The sequence below is a fragment of the Pseudomonas sp. Marseille-Q5299 genome, assembly GCF_943737035.1.
In the GTDB taxonomy this organism is placed as follows: domain Bacteria; phylum Pseudomonadota; class Gammaproteobacteria; order Pseudomonadales; family Pseudomonadaceae; genus Aquipseudomonas; species Aquipseudomonas putida_E.
In genome coordinates this window covers 643,695-663,020 of the sequence record NZ_CALSFR010000001.1, presented here as the reverse complement: position 1 = coordinate 663,020, position 19,326 = coordinate 643,695, and the positions used below count along the sequence as shown (strand labels likewise).

The window sequence follows — 19,326 nt, the reverse complement described above, 5'->3', positions numbered from 1 at the left end:
TGCGACGATGGCCAGCAGGCACAGGCCGGCGAGCAAGGTGATCTTCCACTGGATAGAAAGGCGACGCAGCGGCATGAGAGCTTTCCTTTTCGTGCAAGGACAACGCCCGCGTTCAGGCGCGGGCGGTGTAGAGGGCAAGTGTCATTCGGCAACGTAGTTCGGGGGGGCGGCAGTGAAGGCCTTGGTCAGCCAGGCCAGGTACACCAGGCCAAGTAGCGCCCATACCCCGCCGAACATCAGCGAGTGTTCGTTAAGGTCTAGCCACAGCGACACGATGATGCAGAAACCGATGGTCGGCAGTACCAGGTACATGAGCTTGTTCGCCAGCCCTTGGCGATTGCCTTCACGCACATAGCAGTGGTTGATCACCGACAGGTTGACGAAGCTGAATGCCACCAGTGCTCCGAAGTTGATGATCGAGGTGGCGGTAACCAGATCGAAGAAGATCGCCGACAGCGAAATCAGCCCGACCACTGCGATGTTCAGCACCGGTGTTTTGTAGCGCGGGTGCAGGCGAGCAAAGATGCCGGCCGGGATCACCTTGTCACGCCCCATCACGTACAACAGGCGCGAGACGCTGGTCTGCGAGGCCAGGCCCGAAGCGATGGTGTTGATCACCGTGCAGGCGATGAAGATCGACTGGAACAGCTTGCCACCTACGTACAGGGCAATTTCCGGCAGGGCCGCTTCCTGGTCATGGAAGCGTGCCATGGTCGGGAAGTAGGCCTGGATGAAGTACGACACGGTAATGAACACCAGGCCGCCGATCAGTGCGGTCAGGAAGATCGCCCGTGGGATGGTCTTGGCCGGGTCGCGGGTTTCCTCGGACAGGCACGTCACGGCGTCGAAGCCCAGGAACGAGAAGCACAAGATGGTCGCACCGGCCGCCAGGGCGCTGAACTGGGTCTGGCTGTCGGCGAACGGCAGCAGGCTCCACGCGGTACCCAGGCCTTCACCCTGGCCCAGGCCTCGCACGCACAGGTAGATGAACACAGCGATGATCGCCACCTGCACGGCCACGAACAGCAGGTTGAAGTGTGCCACCAGGTTGACGCTGCGCATGTTGATCAGGCTGATCAGGCTGACGAAGCCCGCTACCCAGATCCACTCCGGCACCTCGGGGAACATGGCCGACAGGTAAAGCTTGGCCAACAAGGCATTGACCATCGGCAGCAGCAGGTAATCGAGCAGCGACGACCAGCCGACCAGAAAGCCCACATGCGGGTTGATGGCGCGTTGTGTGTAGGTGTAGGCCGAACCCGATTGAGGGAAGCGGCGCACCAGGGTGCCGTAGCTCACGGCAGTGAACAGGATGCCGGTCAGCGCCAGGATGTAGGCGCTGGGCACATGCCCTGCGGTAATCCCCGAGACGATGCCGAAAGTGTCGAACACGGTCATCGGCGTCAGGTAAGCCAGGCCGATGATGATCACGTGCCAGAGGCGCAGGGTTTTGCGGAGTTGACCGTTGCCGGTGGCGCTGTGGTCAGGCTGCATGCTGGCGTGGCTCCTGCGGCTGGGCGTGAACGGCTGGCGGGTTGTATTGCGCATGCGGCAATGGCGAGCGGGTGGGCTCCATGTTGTTCACCTTTATTGTTGGAGCAGAGGTAGGCGCAGGCGATGCGCCGGGGGCGAGCTGGCAGAGCCTGGGCTAGGAAGGTGGGGCGTGCGGGCAGGGGCGGTGAGGCATCATGACGGCGCGTCTGTTCTTCTTCGTGGAGTGGCGCTGGGCAAGGTGGTGAAAATAAAAAACGATGGATAGGTGGCTGTCAAGTTAAACATGACAAGATGTTACTAAATTGAAATATTTATCGATTTATTAGCCGAAATGTTCGGTTTTTGCGCGCTTTTTTGCGATTTTGATCGATGCGGATGTTCGTAAAATTTAACGAGTGGGAAGTTTCCCATGCTAGCGTCAGGTAGGTCTCGATTGCCCATTTCGTCCGCGTGTCGACCGTCGTCCAAGGGGTGGGAGTGATACTATTCTGCTCCCCCCGCAGCTCATGGCTGCGAACACGCCCATATGGACATCAATCGGTTCTATTCATGAAGAAATCAGTAGGCATCCTTTCCGGCCTGGCCATCGCCATTGCCGTCGTAACCACCGCTGGCGCCTGGTACACCGGCAAGCAGTTGCCTGCGCAGCTGGAGCAAGCCGTCAATCAGGGCAATGCTCAGTTGAAGAAGGCCCTTGTCGGGGTTGGCGGCAGCATGACCATCGAAGTGGCCTCGCTGGAGCAGCACTTCTTCACCAGTACCGCACGCTATCGCCTCAAGGTCCGTGACATTCACCTGTCTGACGGTGAGCCGATCAGTTTCGATGTGGGTGTGACCGATCAGATCGAGCACGGCCCGTTCCCTTGGTCGCGGGTCAAGGCCTTCAAGCTGATGCCGGTGCTGGCAGCCAGCAACAGTGCGCTGGACAAGGACGACTTCACCGCGCCCTGGTTCGCCGCCGCCGGCGACAAGGTCCCGGTCAGCTCGCAAACCAGCCTGGGCTTTGATGGCAGTGTCGATGGCAGCATCCTCCTGGCGCCGGTCAAGCTGGCCGAAGACAACGGCACGACCCTCGATTTTTCGGGTATGCAGCTGCAGATCAGTGGCGACAGTGAAGGCAAGGCGTCGAAATTCCATGGCGCTGCCGATCGCTTCGAAATGAAGCTGGTCGGGGATGATCACCCGCCGGCCACGTTCGAGCTCAAGGGCCTGAAAATCGGCGGTAATTTGGCCGCTACCCAGCATGACGCAATCTATGTCGGTAACGTCGATGTGCTGCTGGCCGAAGCCAAGGCGACGCTGGGCCCCAAGCAGCAGGTACTGCTGCTCAAAGGCCTGGAGCAGCACGTCCTGCAAACCCTCGATGGCCCCAATACGGTCGGTGGTCGCGTGGATTACAAGGTCGCGGACATCAGCTGGGATGGCCGCGCAGTCGGCAGCGGGCAGATGGCGGTCAGCATCAAGTCGCTCAACGCCCCGGCCTTGCAGTCGCTGTCGCAGTGGTACCAGGCCCATCTGCCGGAGTTCGAGCAGGCCGCCGCGGCAGGCCAGCCGATGCCGCAAATCCAGATGGGTGAACAGGAGAAGGCCAAGTTCCAGGGCGACCTGAAGCAACTGTTGGCATCCAAGCCGCAGGTGGCGGTGGAGAACCTTTCGTTCAAGACGGCCAACGGCGAGAGCCGGTTCAACCTGTCGATGGACTTCGCCAGCCCCACCTCCTTCGACCTGCCGCCTGACCAGTTGAGCAAGCAGCTGATCACTCAGGTGAAGAGCAAGCTGTCGCTGTCCAAACCGATGATGGGTGACCTGGCGACCTTGCAGGCGTTGCTCGAAGGGCAGACCGATGCCCAGGCGATTGCCATGCAATCCAGTCAGGCGGGTGAGATGGTCGGGATGATGGCGCTGCAGAGTGGCATGGCCACCGTGCAGGGCAATGACGTGGTGGCTAGCCTGCACTACGTCGATGGCATGGTCGACTTCAATGGCAAGAAGATGACCGTTGAAGAGTTCGCCATGATCCTCGCGGCGCACTTTGCGGCGATGCAGCCGCAGGGCTGATTGATTGAGCCTGTACCGGCCTCATCGCCGGCAAGCCGGCTTCTGCAGGATGGCTACAGCCTCATGGCCTGTGCACACCTGTGGGGGCAACTGTCTTGCCGGCGATGAGGCCAGTACTGGCCACACAAAAACCGCTTTAGAAATCCCTTGATTGTCTGTAGCCTTCGGCGTCCGATAATAATCCGCGCCCGCAGAGGGCCGTGGCGGCTTGCCTGCCGTCCGGCGCCCTTAGCCGATCTGTCAGGGCCGGGTGATACACTCGATTTGACGCGCATGCGCGCCTGCAGGTCCAGCGATCATGACCCAGATATCCGAACGCCTGTTGGTTCAGGCCCACCTCGACGCCAAGCAGCCCAACCCGCTGACAGCCGAGCAGGAGGCCGAATACCGTGCGGCCATTGCTGCCGAGCTCCAGGCGCAGAATGCCGTGCTGGTTGCCCATTACTACTGTGACCCGGTTATCCAGGCGCTTGCCGAAGAGACCGGCGGTTGCGTGTCCGACTCGCTGGAAATGGCCCGTTTCGGCAAGAACCACCCTGCCCAGACGGTGATCGTCGCCGGTGTGCGCTTCATGGGCGAGACCGCGAAGATCCTCACCCCGGAAAAGCGCGTGCTGATGCCGACCCTGGAGGCTACCTGCTCGCTCGACCTCGGTTGCCCGGTCGAAGAGTTCTCGGCCTTCTGCGACCAGCACCCCGAGCGTACCGTGGTGGTGTATGCCAATACCTCTGCCGCCGTTAAAGCGCGTGCCGACTGGGTCGTGACCTCGAGCTGCGCGCTGGAGATCGTCGAAAGCCTGATGGACAACGGCGAGACCATCATCTGGGGCCCGGACCAGCACCTGGGCCGTTACATCCAGAAGCAGACCGGTGCCGACATGCTGCTGTGGGACGGTGCCTGCATCGTCCACGAAGAGTTCAAGTCGCGCCAGCTGGCGGACATGAAGGCGCTGTATCCGGATGCGGCGATCCTGGTGCACCCGGAGTCGCCAGAGGCAGTGATCGACCTGGCCGATGCGGTGGGTTCCACCAGCCAACTGATCAAGGCCGCGCAGACACTGCCCAACAAAACCTTCATCGTCGCCACAGACCGCGGCATCTTCTACAAGATGCAGCAGCTGTGCCCGGACAAGGAATTCGTTGAAGCACCCACCGCCGGTAACGGCGCGGCCTGCCGCAGCTGCGCGCACTGCCCGTGGATGGCGATGAACACCCTGGAGCGGGTGCTGGATTGCTTGCGCAAAGGCAGCAACGAGATTTTCGTTGACCCGGCGCTGGTGCCGAAGGCGATCAAGCCTTTGAACCGCATGCTGGACTTCACCCAGGCTGCTCGGCTCAAGCTGTCGGGTAACGCCTGAGGGCCAATCGCCGGCAAGCCGGCTCCCACAATATCTGCAGCGCTGCAGAACCTGTGAGAGCCGGCTCGCCGGCGATTGGGCCGCAAAGCAGCCCCCTTAACGCCCCATCATCTCCTGCACCATGCGCCGCTGCTCCATGATCTCGCGCTGGCGCTGGTCGATCTGTGACGCCAGCGGGAAGTTGCTACCGGCACGACGCTTGGCGTAATCCAGCTGCTGGATCGCCTGGTCGAAGTCACCCACCAGGGTAAAGTACTCTGCCCGTGCCCGGTGCAGGCCTATGGTGTTGCCCGACAAACCACGCACTTCGGCCATGTCGTACCACACATCCGGATCATCCGGGCGGTTCTTGAGCAGGTCGTTCAGTACCTTTTCGGCCTCGGCGGGCTTGTTCTGCTTGATCAGCAGGTCGGCACGCACCTGCTTGAGCGGGTAGTTGCCCGGATACAAACCTTGCATGCGCTCCGCCCGCTGCTGCGCATCGGCCAAGCGGTTGTTGGTGATGTCCAGGTCGATCTGCGCCAGGTTGTAGGTGATGTCGTTGGGCGCCTTGGCCAGCAACGGCTTCAGGTTCTCACGCGCTTCGTTGAGCTGGCCGCCTTTGATCTGTGCCAGCGCAAGACCATAGCGGGCGGCGTCCAGCTTGGGGTCTTCGTCCAGCTGCGCACGGAAGCGTTTGGCCGCAAGGCCCGGCGTGCCTTCGTAGATGAGGGCCACGCGGGCGCGGATCAATTGATAACGCTGGCTGTCCTCGACGCCGCCCGGGGGGGCCTGTTCGGCCCGGTTGCGGGTGTCGGCGATACGCGATTCGGTCACCGGGTGAGTCAGCAGGAATTCTGGTGGTTTGGCGTCGTAGCGGTATTGGCGCGCCAGGCGCTCGAACATGGTCGGCATGTTGCGCGGGTCGTAACCGGCCTTTTCCAGGTTCTGGATACCGACGCGGTCGGCTTCCTGCTCGTTCTGCCGCGAGAAGCGCCGCTGCTCCTGGATCGCCGCCGCCTGGGTGCCGGCAATCATGCCGATGCCGGCATCGCCGGCGCCACCTGCCGCCAGTACGATACCGGCCAGCAGCGCCGCCATCATTGGCAGTTGCATGCGTTGCTGGGCCTCGACGCCACGGGCGAAGTGGCGTTGCGACAAGTGCGCCAGTTCGTGGGCCAGTACCGAGGCGTATTCGCCCTCGGTCTGGGCGTTGAGGAACAGACCACCGTTAACCCCGACGATGCCACCGGGGGCGGCGAAGGCGTTCAGCTCACGGCTGTCGATGAGGATGAATTCCAGGCGCCGGTCCTGCAGCTGGCTGGTTTCGGCCAGGCGGTACACGGTGGTTTCGACGTAGTCCTTGAGCTGCGGGTCGTTCAGCTGGTTGACCTGGCCGCGCAGCAGGCTGAGCCAGGCGCGCCCGAGCTGGTGCTCCTGCTGCGGCGAGACGATCGCGGAACTGGCGTCGCCCAGTGAAGGCAGGTCGCTAGCATGGCCGGGAAGGGCCATCAGGCAGGCCAGCGTCAACAGGGTAGGGCGCAGTAGATTCATGCACGAAGCTCGCGTCGGGTCAAAGCCCCTACTGTAGCCCGCTCACACGTTGGCGACCAGTGGCGGTATGCTAGCCAGCCTGTTACCAAAGACGTCTGCCCCACGTTTGGAGACCCCTGATGACTAGCACCCCGACCTGCGACGCCGAACTCGACGCCAGCGGGCTGAACTGCCCCCTGCCTCTGCTCAAGGCGAAGATGGAGCTCAACCGTCTGGCCAGTGGCGCGGTGCTGAAGGTGATTGCGACCGACGCAGGCTCACAGCGCGACTTCCGCACTTTTGCCCAGCTGGCCGGTCATACGCTGCTGCATGAAATGGCCGAGGCCGGCACCTATACCTACTGGCTGCGCAAGGCCTGAGCCCCAATCAAGGATCGTCAATGTTCAAAGTGCTTCGCGACTGGATAGAGCGCTACTTCTCCGATGAGGAAGCGGTGGTGCTGGCGGTCCTGCTGTTTCTGGCCTTTACCGCGGTCCTTACCTTGGGCGGCATGCTCGCGCCGGTGCTGGCGGGCATGGTGCTGGCTTTTCTGATGCAGGGGCTGGTCAATGCCCTGGAGCGCCTTCGGGTGCCGACGCGGCTGGCGGTGATGGTGGTGTTCGCCCTGTTCATGGGCGCGCTGGCGGTGTTCCTGCTGGTGCTGGTGCCGTTGCTGTGGCACCAGTTGATCACCTTGTTCAACGAGTTGCCGGGCATGCTCGGCAAATGGCAGTCGCTGCTGTTGCTGCTGCCCGAGCGCTACCCGCATCTGGTGTCTGATGAGCAGGTGCTGCATGCCATCGAGTCGGTGCGCGGCGAGATCGGCAAGTTCGGCCAATGGGCACTGACCTTCTCGCTGTCGAGCCTGCCGCTGCTGGTCAGTGCCATGATCTATCTGGTGCTGGTGCCGATTCTGGTGTTCTTCTTTCTCAAGGACCGTGAGCAGATCGGCCGCTGGGTCAGTGGCTACCTGCCGCGCCAGCGGACCTTGCTGAACCGGGTAGGCACTGAAATGAACCGGCAGATCGCCAACTACATCCGCGGCAAGGGCATCGAGATCCTGATCTGCGGTATTGCCACTTACATCGCGTTCATCAGCCTGGGGCTCAATTACGCCGCGCTGCTGGCGCTGCTGGTAGGCCTGTCGGTGGTGGTGCCGTATGTAGGGGCGGTGGTGGTGACTGTGCCGGTGACGCTGATCGCGCTGTTCCAATGGGGCTGGGGTGATCAGTTCATCTACCTGATGACGGTGTACGCCATCATTCAGGCGCTCGATGGCAACGTGCTGGTGCCGCTGCTGTTCTCAGAGGCGGTGAGCCTGCACCCGGTGGCGATCATCTGCGCGGTGTTGCTGTTTGGCGGGTTGTGGGGCTTTTGGGGGATCTTCTTCGCGATCCCGCTGGCGACGCTGATCAAGGCAGTGCTCGATGCCTGGCCGCGGCAGGAACCTGCTGTGGCGCCGATGTTGTGATGCATGGGGCCGCTTTGCGGCCCTTTCCCGGCACAAGGCCGCTCCTACAGACGAACGCAACCCCCTGTAGCGGGCTTGTGCCGCGAAAGGGCTGCGCAGCAGCCCCAGTCAATCTCAAGCCTTGTTCAGCGCCTGGGCCGCCGCGAGTACGGCATCCACATGGCCCGGCACCTTCACGCCACGCCATTCCTGGCGCAGCACACCGTCCTTGTCGATCAGGAAGGTGCTGCGGTCTACGCCCATGTACTCCTTGCCATACAGCTTCTTCAGCTTGATCACATCGAACAGCTGGCACAGGGCCTCGTCCTTGTCGCTGATCAGCTCGAACGGAAAGCCCTGCTTGGCCTTGAAGTTCTCATGCGACTTGATGCCGTCGCGCGACACACCGAACACCACGGTGTTGGCCGCTTCGAACGCTGCATGCTGGTCGCGGAAGCCCTGGCCTTCGGTGGTGCAGCCTGGGGTGCTGTCCTTGGGGTAGAAGTACACCACTACCTGACGGCCCTTGAGCTCGGCCAGGCTGACGGTCTGGCCGCCGGTGGCCTGGGCCTGGAAATCGGCGACGGGTTGGTCGAGTGCTACTGCCATGGATGCATTCCTTAAACGGGGTTCTGTGGGCGCCAAGGCTCGATCAGCGCGTCCAGGTTGAGGGCGTCGGCAAAGTCGAGGAACTGGTCGCGCAACCAGCTGATCTGGGTGCCGGCCGGCAGGATCACGGTGAACTGGGCGTTGAGCATGCTGCTGCCAGTCTGCGGCGCCAGGTAGGTGTCGCAGGTCATGGCTTCGAGCTCGACACGGTGGTCGAGGAAGAACTGGCACAGCTCGTTGATGATGTCCGGGCGGTAGGCCGCACTGACATAGGCCACATAAGGCAGGGCCTGCGGGCGCACTTCCTGGTCGGCGCTGCGTACCACGTCGAGGGTCAGGCCGTGCTTCTTGCCCAGGCCGGGGAGGGTGGACTCCAGGCGCGCCAGGGCGTCCCAGCTGCCACCGACCTGCAATACCAGGGCGCTGGTCTCGCCATGGCGGCTCAGGCGCGAGGTGACGACCGCGCAGCGGTTCTCGAAGGCAGCGCGGCTGAGGACGTTGGCCAGCTCCATGGGATTGGGGCCCAGGGCACTGATGACAAGGAATTGTTCGCGGACGGTGGGGGTGGACATGCAGCATTCCTAAAGCGATGAGCGGTCGGCACAGGACGGGCGAAAGCCTCCTGTCGGCAGGGCCCGGGGCTCGCATGCGAGGACGTGGACGCTGGCCGGGGAGCAAGGTCGACGGCCCGGCGGGCCGCGCTGCACCGATCAAAGGATCAAGGGTAGCGAAATAAGGCGCCGAGGGGAATGCTCCACCCGCCTGCTTCGCTTGTGCAAGGCCGATGCCCCCAGTACCATTACCGCTCTCTTTTTCCGGCAGGAGCAGTTACATGATTGCGGGCAGTATGGTGGCATTGGTCACACCCATGGATGCACAAGGGCGTCTTGATTGGGGCAGCCTCGGCAAACTTGTAGACTTCCACCTGGAAAACGGCACCCATGCGATCGTCGCCGTCGGCACCACCGGCGAGTCGGCCACCCTGAGCGTCGAAGAACACATCGAGGTCATCGAATTCGTGGTCAAGCGGGTCGCTGGCCGCATTCCGGTCATCGCCGGCACCGGTGCCAACTCCACGTCCGAAGCCGTGCACCTGACCCAGAACGCCAAGGACGCCGGCGCCGACGCCTGCCTGCTGGTGGTGCCGTACTACAACAAGCCGACCCAGGAAGGCCTGTACCTGCACTTCAAGCACATCGCCGAAGCCGTCGACATCCCGCAGATCCTCTACAACGTACCCGGCCGCACCTCCTGCGACATGCAGGCCGAGACCGTGATCCGCCTGTCGACCGTGCCCAACATCATCGGCATCAAGGAAGCCACCGGCGACCTGGCCCGTGCCAAGGCCATCCTCGATGGCGTCAGCAAGGACTTCATCGTCATGTCCGGCGACGACCCGACTGCCGTCGAGCTGATCCTGCTGGGTGGCAAAGGCAACATTTCGGTCACCGCCAACGTCGCCCCGCGCGAAATGGCCGACCTGTGCGAGGCCGCCCTCGAGGGCAACGCCGAGAAGGCCCGCGCAATCAACGAAAAACTCATGCCGCTGCACAAAGACCTGTTCTGCGAAGCCAACCCGATTCCGGTGAAATACGCGCTCGTCGAAATGGGCCTGATGCAAAAAGGCATTCGCCTGCCACTGACCTGGCTGAGCGAAGGCTGTCACGAAAAAGTCCGTACTGCCTTGCGCCAGTCCGGCGTACTGGTTTAATCGAGGAAGTACACCGCATGAAGCGACTGGCTGGTCTTTCCGCGCTCGCCCTGATCATTTCCAGCACCAGTGGGTGTGGCTGGCTGTGGGGCGAGGATGGCTATTTCCGCGACCGCGGCAGCGATTACCTGCAGGCGCACCCGACTGCACCGATGCAGCTCCCGCAGGACGCCAGCAACGTCAAGCGCCTTGACCCGCTGCTGCCGATCCCGCGCAACGTCGCCGACGATACCGCCAAGGGCGAGTTCGAAGTGCCGCGTCCGCAACCGCTGTCGGCTGGCGCCGACGTCAGCGATTTCAGCCTGCAGCGCAGCGGCAGCAGCCGTTGGGTGCTGGCCCAGCGTTCGCCGGCCGAAGTCTGGCCGGTAGCGCATCAGTTCTTCGAAGACAACGGCTTCCGTATTGCCGAAGAGCGCCCGCAGACGGGCGAGTTCACCACCACCTGGCAGCGTTTTGACGAGCTGTCGGCATCGCTCGGCCAGCGCCTGGCGAGCACCGCCAGCAATGGTGACAGCGAAGTGCGCGTGCGTGTGCGCATGGAGCCTGGCGTACAACGCAACACCTCCGAGGTGTATGTGGTCAGTGTCGAGCGCCCGGCTGGCAGCACCGCCGAGCCTGCATTCCCGTCCGCGTCCAGCAACACCGCCGCCGATGCGCTGCTGGTCGACGAAATGCTCGCCAGCATGAACCGCAGCGCCGAGAAGGGCGGTTCGGTGTCCTTGCTGGCTGCGCGCGACTTCGATGCGCCGAGCCGCGTCAGCCTGAGCGAAGACGGCAGCGGTAACCCCGTGCTGTTCCTCGGCGCCGACCTGGACCGTGCCTGGTCCGGCGTGGGCCGTGCCCTGGAGCAGGGTGGCGAATGGCGTGTGGAAGACATCAACCGCAGCCTGGGCCTGTACTACATCAACCTGTCTGAGAAGCCCGACGACAAGCAGAACCAGCCTGGCTTCTTCAGCCGCATGTTTGGCAGCGAGCCAACCAAGGAAGAGCTTGAAGCCCGCGCCGAGCGTTACCAGGTGCGCCTGAGCAAGGTTGGCGAAAGCGTGCAGGTTACCGTCGAGAAGAACATCAACACCGTGGCCCCGGCCGATGTCGCTCGCCGCGTGCTGAGCGCCATTCAGGACCACCTGGGTTAAGTGCGCTTCGCGGTACTGGGAAGCGGCAGCCAGGGAAATGGCACGCTGATCGCCAGTGGTGACACGTTCATCCTGGTCGATTGCGGTTTTTCCCTGCGTGAAACCGAGCGGCGCCTGGCGCTGCTCGGGGTGCAGGCTGCACAACTGAGCGCCGTGCTGGTGACGCACGAACATGCCGACCATGTGCATGGGGTGGGGTTGCTGTCGCGGCGCTACAATGTACCGGTCTACCTCAGCCAGGGCACATTGCGCGGCATGCGCAAGCCGGTGGAGGCGGCCGGTTTTCTTGCCTGTGGCGACAGCCTGAGTATCGGCTGCCTGCAAGTGAGTGCGGCGCGGGTCGAGCACGACGCCTACGAGCCGCTGCAGTACGTCATCAGCGACGGTCGCCGGCGCTTTGGCATGCTCACTGACCTGGGTTCGTACGACGCGCTGTTGCTTGAGCGCTATCAGGGCCTGGATGCACTGCTGATCGAGGCCAATCATTGCCGTGACATGCTGGCCCGCGGGCACTACCCGTACTTCCTCAAGCAGCGGGTCGGCGGCATGCAAGGACATTTGAACAACCACCAGGCCGCGCGCCTGGTGGACGAGTTGGGGTGGAGCAACCTGCAGCACCTGGTGCTGGCCCACCTCAGCAGCAAGAACAACCTGCCACATCTGGCCCGCCAGTGCTTCGTCGACACCCTTGGGTGCGACCCGGACTGGCTCCAGGTGGCGAATCAGGAACACGGGCTCGACTGGCGCGAAATCGCCTAGCCCAACCACTCAAGCAAGCGGAGCCCAATCATGGAAAAACGCGAAGAACTCTACCGCGGCAAGGCCAAATCGGTTTACAAGACCGACGACGCCGACCGCTTGATCCTGCTGTTCCGCAACGACACCTCGGCGTTCGACGGCAAGCGCATCGAACAGCTGGACCGCAAAGGCATGGTGAACAACAAGTTCAATGCCTTCATCATGCAGAAGCTCGAAGAAGCCGGCGTGCCGACCCAGTTCGACAAGCTGCTGGGCGACAACGAGTGCCTGGTCAAGAAGCTGGACATGATCCCGGTCGAGTGCGTAGTGCGTAACTATGCCGCCGGCAGCCTGGTCAAGCGCCTGGGCGTGGAGGAGGGCATCAAGCTCGAGCCGTCCACCTTCGAACTGTTCCTGAAGAACGACGAGAAGGGCGACCCGTTCATCAACGAATCCCACGTTGTCGCTTTCGGCTGGGGCACCGCCGAGCAGTTGGCAGAGATGAAGAAGCTGTCGCTGAAGGTCAACGAAGTGCTGAACAAGCTGTTCGATGACGCCGGCCTGCTGCTGGTCGACTTCAAGCTGGAGTTCGGTGTATTCCACGGCCAGATCGTCCTGGGTGACGAGTTCAGCCCGGACGGCTGCCGCCTGTGGGACAAAGAAACCCGCAAGAAGATGGACAAGGACCGCTTCCGCCAGGGCCTGGGCGATGTGATCGAAGCCTACGAAGAAGTTGCCAAGCGCCTGGGCGTGCCGCTGTAAGCGGCGCATTCACGCAAGCGCCTGATACCACGCGATTTTTTTGAAAATAAAGGTTTGCGTTTTCAGAATTCGCTGGTATGATGCGCGGCATTGGAGAGATGCCGGAGTGGTCGAACGGGACGGATTCGAAATCCGTTGTACTGGCAACAGTACCTAGGGTTCAAATCCCTATCTCTCCGCCATACATGAAAAAGCCTCGTAAATCGTTGATTTACGGGGTTTTTTTTCGTCTGCTTTTTTTGCATTTGACCACTCACTTTGACCACTCACTATGATTGTCTTTGGCAAAGGGCGCTTGTGTTTGCTTAGGGTCGTCGGTTGAGCGCTTTTGGAGCTTCAGGCTGGCACGCAAACGTTGGTGATTAGGTAGAATCGACCTTTGCCTGATTGTTCGGTGTAACCTGCTTTAAGCCCTTCGATGACTATGGAGAAGACGATGAGTGATGATGGATTCGCTGCGCTAGCGGCTCGATCTGAGAGAGTAAGAAATGAACACCGTCTGCTTCTGGAAGGGTTAAGGTCGTTTGAGCAGAAATTGGTGGATTTGGTAAGTGGTATCAGGTGTTGGGCAGAGAGCGATGTTTTCACTTTTGAGGAGTTCGTGGACTGTGAGGGAGAGGTTACCGGAATCATTCTTGGCTACCTTTGCTTCGATGGCAAAGAGCTTTCAATTGGCTCTAAAGAAGAGCCAGGTCCAAGCTGGGAGCCGACCTATTGGTCCATTTGTTCGCTGGAAAAGGCCGGGGTGGAATGGCAGCGAAAGGTGAGTGGCCAGAAGGTGCTGGAGTCTCTCGTAGCAAACCTTGTGACTAACCTCGATGCTGAATTTGAAAGGACGGCACCAGTCGTTCAATCTCTTACCCAGTTTGTGACGATTGAAAAAGCAGAAATTGACGCAGACCTAGATGCCTTGTTCAAAGAGAATAATAGGCTTTTGGAGTCGTGGATGAAGGCTCGTAAGTCTGTCCAGGCTAATCCTGAGCTGAGCATCACGCTAAGTTGTTCGCACGTTGAAACTGTTCTGAAAGGCTGTCTCGCATCGCTAGGTCAAACCGGCTACAGCAAAGACGCGATTGAGAAACTTGCGAGCAAAGTCCTAGATATATTAAAAAAAGAATCTGTTATAGATGAGGCTACATCTCAGATGCTCAGGGGTGTTGGGACCTTCTTTCATGGTATAGGCACCATACGTAACGCCAAAAGTGTTTCCCATGGAAAAGACGATGGATACATACCTCCCACGGCAGAATTAGCACAGACAGTAAACCATCTGGCCGGCGTTGCGTCGGCTTTCGTGATGAAGCACACCGAGGTATATCTGAAAGATATGTGAGGTGGGGTGTTTGCATTCTCAAAGCTTGTGGGGGTAAATCGCACTCTCAGTCACTCTCAGTCACTCTCGCAACCGCTCAATTGCTGAGTCTATGGCCCCGGCGTTGAGGTCAAGAGTGAGTAGGGTAGCCATCACGTTGTCATGTACATTGACCGAACCGCGTTGTCGAATCCACGTGCTGACTTCTTCAATCGCTGCACGTATGGCTATTTGGTTCAGGTGCAGTAGTTCGAGGGTGTCGGCGGTAGTGGTGGCTTTGTCCATGTGTAGGCTCTGTAGGTTTGATGGTGTAAGCGTAAACCGTTTTTGCACGAAATTTCATTCCCCCGCAATTTCAAATCTGGCTTTCGAGTCAAGCCGGGAACGGTCCACAGTCAGAATCCAACACTGAGATTGATCGAACCTGCCTAACCTGTCCGTAGCTTGCGCATGTGGAATCATTTTTATAAAAATCGAATCCGATGGTGACTACTGGCGAGTACAAACAAGAACGCCCCGCCACAAGCTTACAGGAGGCTCATAGCGAGGCGATTGAATGCATGTCTACCCTACCCCACAAGGTAAGAGCTAGTATTGCTGTATGAGGCTAGTTTTAAATAGCTGCTTTCATGTCTTTCTGTACCCGCTGAACGGTGCTCAATGCACAGTGCACAGTGTTTGCTGTCTTGCGTAGGCTCATGCCGCTTTCCAGTGCTGTGCGGATACGCTCATGCAAGGATTCATCAGTCTTACGACCCTTGTACACACCGTTAGCTTTTGCAGCGGTGATGCCTTCGGCTTGACGACGGCGACGATCTTCGTAGTCCTTACGTGCTACCACTGCAAGCATGTCGAGCAGCATCCCGTTGACGGCCTTAATCATGCCTTTGGTGAAGTCGTCAGTAGCACCGGCTTTAGTCAGCACAGTGTGGCTGGTGGGTAGGTCGAGGCTCACGATGGTAATGCCCTTGTCCTTGATGCGGGTCTTCATTGATTCCCAGTCACCATCTTGCAATCTGGTCAATCTGTCGACTTGCTCAAGGAGGATGCAGTCCCCTTCATGGCTGTCATCAATCAGCCGATTGAGTTCGTCACGCTCCAATTTTGTACCAGACACGTTCTCAACATAGAACGCGGCTACCTTATGACCGTGTGCAGCAGCAAACTCGATCAGAGCATTACGTGCCCGGTTTGCATCAGTGTCGTTTGTGGATGCTCGAAGGTAACCGCGAATAAACATGTTGATTTCACCCTGTATCGTTTTAGATGTACCGATTATAGGTGTACCGCTTGGAGTGGTCAAACACTATTTATCGGTACATGCATCGGTGCATTGCAGGGGAGTTTTTGTGTACTGCCTGATGTATACCCAAATCGGTATTGGCACTCAGCGGTGACTGCACACCTACCTGAACGCCCAGGACAGGAGCGATCATCGTCAGCATGGGATTGGAATGATGAAATTCCCGGCGATCAAATATGAGAATGGAGGAAAATCAAAAGGGGTATGACGACATTGGAAAGGAGGGTGTGACGACATTGGTGAATATTGTTTCTCACCGTTCGACGGTGAGGATGATGGTATTGTGTTTGTGTGTTTTACTCACCCTGTCTTTCGGATGATCTAGGGTAACTCTATTCAGCGTTGACGCTGAGGAATGACTATCGAGGATCAATCCTCAAGAACGTCAACCTCCGGTTTCCTTGTCGAACATCATCACTCTCATTCATCCAGTGATTGCAGGTGAGCCGCAAGGCGAATGCTTTTCGATAGGGAGGCAGACAGCCTACCAAGCTCTTGATCTGTCTTCTGTACTGAGTACAGGAAAGCAATATTCATAGCGAAGCTATAACTAATGCTCTCTTTAGTTTGATGGGTTTTGCACCCATCTCATCTTCCATTTTTCCTAGATAATTCTTTGCGGGGTGTACCCCCTGAACACTATCTCTATAGCCTTATAGGGATAGTGTCCAAGCTGATTTTCCATTATGCAGCTTGCTGCTGAGTTTTCCATTTTCTGATGGTGGTTCTACTAACACCAGTTTCACGGTTGATTCTACTATCAGAGATACCCTGACTAACCAAGTCCAAGACTCGCTGCTTCTGATCTGGATCAGTATATCGACCATCTGCTTTACTAGGAAGGCAATCAGACAACGACCAGTTAACAATCGCATGCTGTAGATATGACTCCGTCAGATACTTAACAACGCGTTCATCCTGAACAAAGAGATTGATGTGCTCAATGTTATCAGGTTTACGAAGTGCAGTACGAGCTACACACTGTAACGATGGTTCAAGGAGTCGGGTGGTAATAAAAGACTCAAAGAAAACGTCATACGATAATTCGTGCTTGCCCGCCAGATCCTTCAAGCACATAATCTCGGCGGGTGAGGGGTTACCACCGAACAGCAATATAGCATCTGTAGCATCACTGTACTGGTTGAGCCCTCGGCTCTCCTTCGACATGAATCGAATGTCTCTCCTGTTTTCCAGATTGCTCCAGTTATTAGCAGATACTAATGGTGTGCTGGCACAATTCGCCAATGCTGTGTCCAACATCAGATCAATTGGCCTTGGTTCTTGTCTTGCATCACCTAATACAACTCGCTTGCTAAATTTAAATCCTTTCCGGATTAACGGATAGATTGTAACTGGACACTTGTAAGTGTTGACACCTGGAGTAAACTCAGACTGCTTAAACTGAAATCCGTTTAATTCGGAATGCAGCTTGAAATCACCAGCAACATTCGCAGCTAACACATCCACTTTATTGGCGGCCGCAAATATATGCCACCAAGCAAGGACTGTTTCTACACACCAAACAAGACGTTTCCTGTTACTATCTAAGCTCTCGATAAACACCTCTTCATTGCTCAGGATCAAACGAAAAATATTCCGCACCCCGTCGCTCCAAGTTGAAGTGATATCACCGTTGACTCCAATAATTCGTTGCAAGTCGTCTTGATGGTCGGCCTTAATAACAAGTTGTCTTTCAGCTTGGTTCAGGTGTGCGAACAAGTTGTTTACTTCGATCTCATCAAAGTAATACGAGAAATAGTTGATAACTTGCGGAAGTTCATCAACAACCAGATCCCAGTCGGCGAGATTTCTTGGGTCAACGTTTTTAATTGATGCATGGGTACACAAGACAATTGAATGATCCTTGCACTGAAGTGCATCATTCAGTTTGCTAACTACCTGCCTGCTATCGATATTGCTGGTACTGTCAATTCGCTTATATGCCAGATGCAACCGCTCAATTCGCGGTGCAATCTCATTGATGAGATTTACGGTAGGAAATGCAATTACAATGTGCTTACCAGCTGCTAGTAACGCTGGTAGTGCTTGTAGCACTGATTCAGTCTTGCCAGAGCCTGGAGCCCCAGTTGCTGCAAAGATTACTTTTTCCTTCATATACTCTCCTTTTTTAGTTCATTCGCATAGGCAATCCTCTCGGGTAGCTGCCATGTGTGTGATTACAGCTAATGCTGTGAGTGTCTGCTCAGGCAGGTGCATATTGTCCTGTTTATCCAGACCACATAAAAGTCTTGACGAGGTATCTAATTCAAATTAGCAAGAAATGCTGAGCCGACGTCCAAAGCCGGTATTAGATTGAAACCAACACCCATTCTCGGCAAGGATTCACTAACGCGACATCAGGCTCATACAGAGGCTTTAGCGGCTACCCATTACTTTCCATGCCCAACGCAAGAAATCCCTCCTAATCGAACCGGAGAGAGTCGTAGGAACATTAATTATATGACATTCTGCAACCTACCTCGATTAATCCGTTATATTCGTTGAAAATGCGAAGTTTTTCGGTGCGAACGTTGGGTGTGTTAAGCACCATCGCCATCATCCCCAATTTTTATCGAAGTGAAATCACTTTTCCTTGCGCAAAGAAAAGCCCGCACCAACCAAAAAGCTGATGCGGGGACTCTGTTAATTTCATTGTTATTGACCTAGGTCATGTGGATAATCAGTCGGGAATGACAAGTGGCTTGTAGCAAGCTTGAACCTCTTTTTCGATGGCTGCCAGCTGCTTTGCCTTAGCTACTTCTGCGGCCTTACGCTCTTTTTCTTCTTGTGCCTGAACCAGTTGTTCACGCAATAAGCTCTGATAGCGTGCATGTTCGCTTTCCAGCCATGCGACGTACTCAGATTTCACTTTGGTCTTGATCGCTTCAATGTCCTGTTCTTGCATCTCCAACGGTTTCACCATGTAGGTCGAATGATGAAGCTCTGCATGTACTAGACGCTTGGTGTGGGTGATCGTGTAACCCTGATTAGCCTTGTCAATCACAGCTTGAAGGAACTCATGTCCCAAGCTGCCACTGACCAATTCCATGGATTTCTCCGTGTGCCGATATGCGTGAACCCACGATTGTACTCGACGGTTATACTCAGATTCATCCCACTGCGGAGGTACACCGTTCACTACAATTTTATCTTTCATTGTTAGATTCCTTTTTGTTGTTTGAGAATAAGCGCAATTGCTTTGGCAATTATGTCTAGGCGGTATGCCTCTAGGTTGAATTCAGGTTTGATAGCTTCCAGTTGAGTAGCTTGCTGTTTAACTGGTTGGACTACTGTGAGCACCGGTTTAGCTAACACCGGCTCGGTTACCGCTGGCTCGATGGTGACTGGCTTGTTGTTCACAGCGTTAGCTTGCTGTTGTTGTACTTGCCGCTGTAACCGATTAGCGTTTGCTCGTTGCATTCCCTTGATGAATGAATCAACGTTCATAACGGGCACCACATGTAATATGTGCAGCGAGTATTTCAAGCACATCACTACACCGTTGGCCTTCTGCACGATTCCCGGTAACTGCCGCCGCTGCTCTCAACGATTTATAATGCTTGATCTGCTGATAGATTTCTTTATTCGTCATGTTGTATTTCCCATTAATGAATGTGAGTCAGATGGTCGCTCACCACCTTAGTAAGATAGGTGTTGATTCCTTGATTGCCTTTATAGGCCGCTAGAAATAGATCAACATGTAAAGAAGTAGGCAAACGAAAGGGAATCAATACTGACTGTTCCTTCAAAGCCCTCCACTTCTTACTCCGGCATTTGCCACTGCAAGTTATAGCGTCAGATCGCTTGTTTGTTAATGGTGTCTGGCAAGCCAGGCACACGCGTGGTGCATTTTCCATATGTAAAACCTCCATATCATTAAGTGT

Annotated in this window: 19 protein-coding genes and 1 tRNA gene; 10 read left to right on the top strand and 10 right to left on the bottom strand. The window is 57.3% G+C overall.

Features of this window, described 5'->3' with window-relative positions; all coding sequences use genetic code 11:
* Positions 1-141 precede the first annotated feature (141 nt).
* Complete coding sequence (locus NGJ21_RS02970) at positions 142-1,494, bottom strand: APC family permease (RefSeq protein ID WP_237860644.1); 1,353 nt, start codon at positions 1,492-1,494, stop codon at positions 142-144.
* Positions 1,495-2,043: 549 nt separating this feature from the next.
* On the opposite strand from NGJ21_RS02970, the gene NGJ21_RS02965 reads away from it, so the two are divergent.
* Positions 2,044-3,552, top strand: coding sequence for a YdgA family protein (locus NGJ21_RS02965; protein WP_115274067.1), 1,509 nt, complete (start codon positions 2,044-2,046; stop codon positions 3,550-3,552).
* Between the two features lie 298 nt (positions 3,553-3,850).
* Positions 3,851-4,909: a quinolinate synthase NadA gene (gene nadA, locus NGJ21_RS02960; RefSeq protein WP_119687636.1), complete on the top strand. Its 1,059-nt coding sequence runs from the start codon at positions 3,851-3,853 to the stop codon at positions 4,907-4,909.
* Positions 4,910-5,005: 96 nt separating this feature from the next.
* Here the strand turns inward: nadA and NGJ21_RS02955 are convergent, their stop codons facing one another.
* Positions 5,006-6,442, bottom strand: a complete 1,437-nt coding sequence (locus NGJ21_RS02955; RefSeq protein WP_012315802.1) for a M48 family metalloprotease — start codon at positions 6,440-6,442, stop codon at positions 5,006-5,008.
* A 119-nt stretch (positions 6,443-6,561) separates the two neighbouring features.
* Here NGJ21_RS02955 and NGJ21_RS02950 point away from each other — a divergent pair, with 119 nt between their 5' ends.
* Positions 6,562-6,801 (top strand): sulfurtransferase TusA family protein, encoded by a 240-nt coding sequence (locus NGJ21_RS02950; protein WP_012315801.1) that lies wholly within the window; start codon positions 6,562-6,564, stop codon positions 6,799-6,801.
* Between the two features lie 20 nt (positions 6,802-6,821).
* Positions 6,822-7,892: an AI-2E family transporter gene (locus tag NGJ21_RS02945; RefSeq protein WP_046787985.1), complete on the top strand. Its 1,071-nt coding sequence runs from the start codon at positions 6,822-6,824 to the stop codon at positions 7,890-7,892.
* 114 nt (positions 7,893-8,006) lie between these two features.
* Here NGJ21_RS02945 and NGJ21_RS02940 read toward each other — a convergent pair whose 3' ends face one another.
* Positions 8,007-8,480 (bottom strand): peroxiredoxin, encoded by a 474-nt coding sequence (locus tag NGJ21_RS02940; RefSeq protein ID WP_039605383.1) that lies wholly within the window; start codon positions 8,478-8,480, stop codon positions 8,007-8,009.
* Between the two features lie 11 nt (positions 8,481-8,491).
* On the bottom strand, positions 8,492-9,052 hold the full coding sequence (locus tag NGJ21_RS02935; RefSeq protein WP_008097509.1) for a glycine cleavage system transcriptional repressor: 561 nt from the start codon (positions 9,050-9,052) through the stop codon (positions 8,492-8,494).
* Positions 9,053-9,312: 260 nt separating this feature from the next.
* Between NGJ21_RS02935 and dapA the strand changes: the two genes are divergently transcribed.
* The 6 genes from dapA to NGJ21_RS02905 all read left to right on the top strand — a co-directional run bounded on the left by dapA (position 9,313) and on the right by NGJ21_RS02905 (position 14,160).
* Positions 9,313-10,191 (top strand): 4-hydroxy-tetrahydrodipicolinate synthase, encoded by an 879-nt coding sequence (gene dapA, locus NGJ21_RS02930; RefSeq protein WP_012315797.1) that lies wholly within the window; start codon positions 9,313-9,315, stop codon positions 10,189-10,191.
* Between the two features lie 17 nt (positions 10,192-10,208).
* Positions 10,209-11,327 (top strand): NlpB/DapX family lipoprotein, encoded by a 1,119-nt coding sequence (gene bamC / locus NGJ21_RS02925; protein ID WP_046787987.1) that lies wholly within the window; start codon positions 10,209-10,211, stop codon positions 11,325-11,327.
* Positions 11,328-12,086 (top strand): MBL fold metallo-hydrolase, encoded by a 759-nt coding sequence (locus NGJ21_RS02920; protein ID WP_161872647.1) that lies wholly within the window; start codon positions 11,328-11,330, stop codon positions 12,084-12,086. It abuts the gene before it with no gap.
* A gap of 30 nt (positions 12,087-12,116) precedes the next feature.
* Entirely contained in the window at positions 12,117-12,827 is a 711-nt protein-coding gene (gene purC / locus NGJ21_RS02915; RefSeq protein WP_012315794.1) for a phosphoribosylaminoimidazolesuccinocarboxamide synthase, read from the top strand.
* A 92-nt stretch (positions 12,828-12,919) separates the two neighbouring features.
* A tRNA-Ser gene (locus NGJ21_RS02910) sits at positions 12,920-13,009 on the top strand.
* A gap of 254 nt (positions 13,010-13,263) precedes the next feature.
* Complete coding sequence (locus NGJ21_RS02905) at positions 13,264-14,160, top strand: abortive infection family protein (protein WP_251961764.1); 897 nt, start codon at positions 13,264-13,266, stop codon at positions 14,158-14,160.
* 60 nt (positions 14,161-14,220) lie between these two features.
* Here NGJ21_RS02905 and NGJ21_RS02900 read toward each other — a convergent pair whose 3' ends face one another.
* From NGJ21_RS02900 to NGJ21_RS02875, 6 genes are all read right to left on the bottom strand, one after another.
* Complete coding sequence (locus NGJ21_RS02900) at positions 14,221-14,424, bottom strand: hypothetical protein (RefSeq protein WP_251961763.1); 204 nt, start codon at positions 14,422-14,424, stop codon at positions 14,221-14,223.
* A gap of 328 nt (positions 14,425-14,752) precedes the next feature.
* Positions 14,753-15,379 carry a recombinase family protein gene (locus NGJ21_RS02895; RefSeq protein WP_251961762.1) on the bottom strand — a complete coding sequence of 209 codons (627 nt, stop codon included), beginning with the start codon at positions 15,377-15,379 and terminating at the stop codon, positions 14,753-14,755.
* 747 nt (positions 15,380-16,126) lie between these two features.
* A complete protein-coding gene (locus NGJ21_RS02890) occupies positions 16,127-17,557 on the bottom strand; it encodes a DEAD/DEAH box helicase family protein (RefSeq protein WP_251961761.1) in 1,431 nt (476 codons plus the stop codon).
* A 565-nt stretch (positions 17,558-18,122) separates the two neighbouring features.
* Positions 18,123-18,491, bottom strand: a complete 369-nt coding sequence (locus tag NGJ21_RS02885; RefSeq protein WP_251961760.1) for a hypothetical protein — start codon at positions 18,489-18,491, stop codon at positions 18,123-18,125.
* Positions 18,492-18,601: 110 nt separating this feature from the next.
* Entirely contained in the window at positions 18,602-18,889 is a 288-nt protein-coding gene (locus NGJ21_RS02880; RefSeq protein ID WP_251961759.1) for a hypothetical protein, read from the bottom strand.
* Positions 18,879-19,034: a hypothetical protein gene (locus NGJ21_RS02875; protein WP_251961758.1), complete on the bottom strand. Its 156-nt coding sequence runs from the start codon at positions 19,032-19,034 to the stop codon at positions 18,879-18,881. The genes NGJ21_RS02880 and NGJ21_RS02875 overlap by 11 nt, the downstream gene beginning before the upstream one ends.
* Between the last annotated feature and the right edge of the window lie 292 nt (positions 19,035-19,326).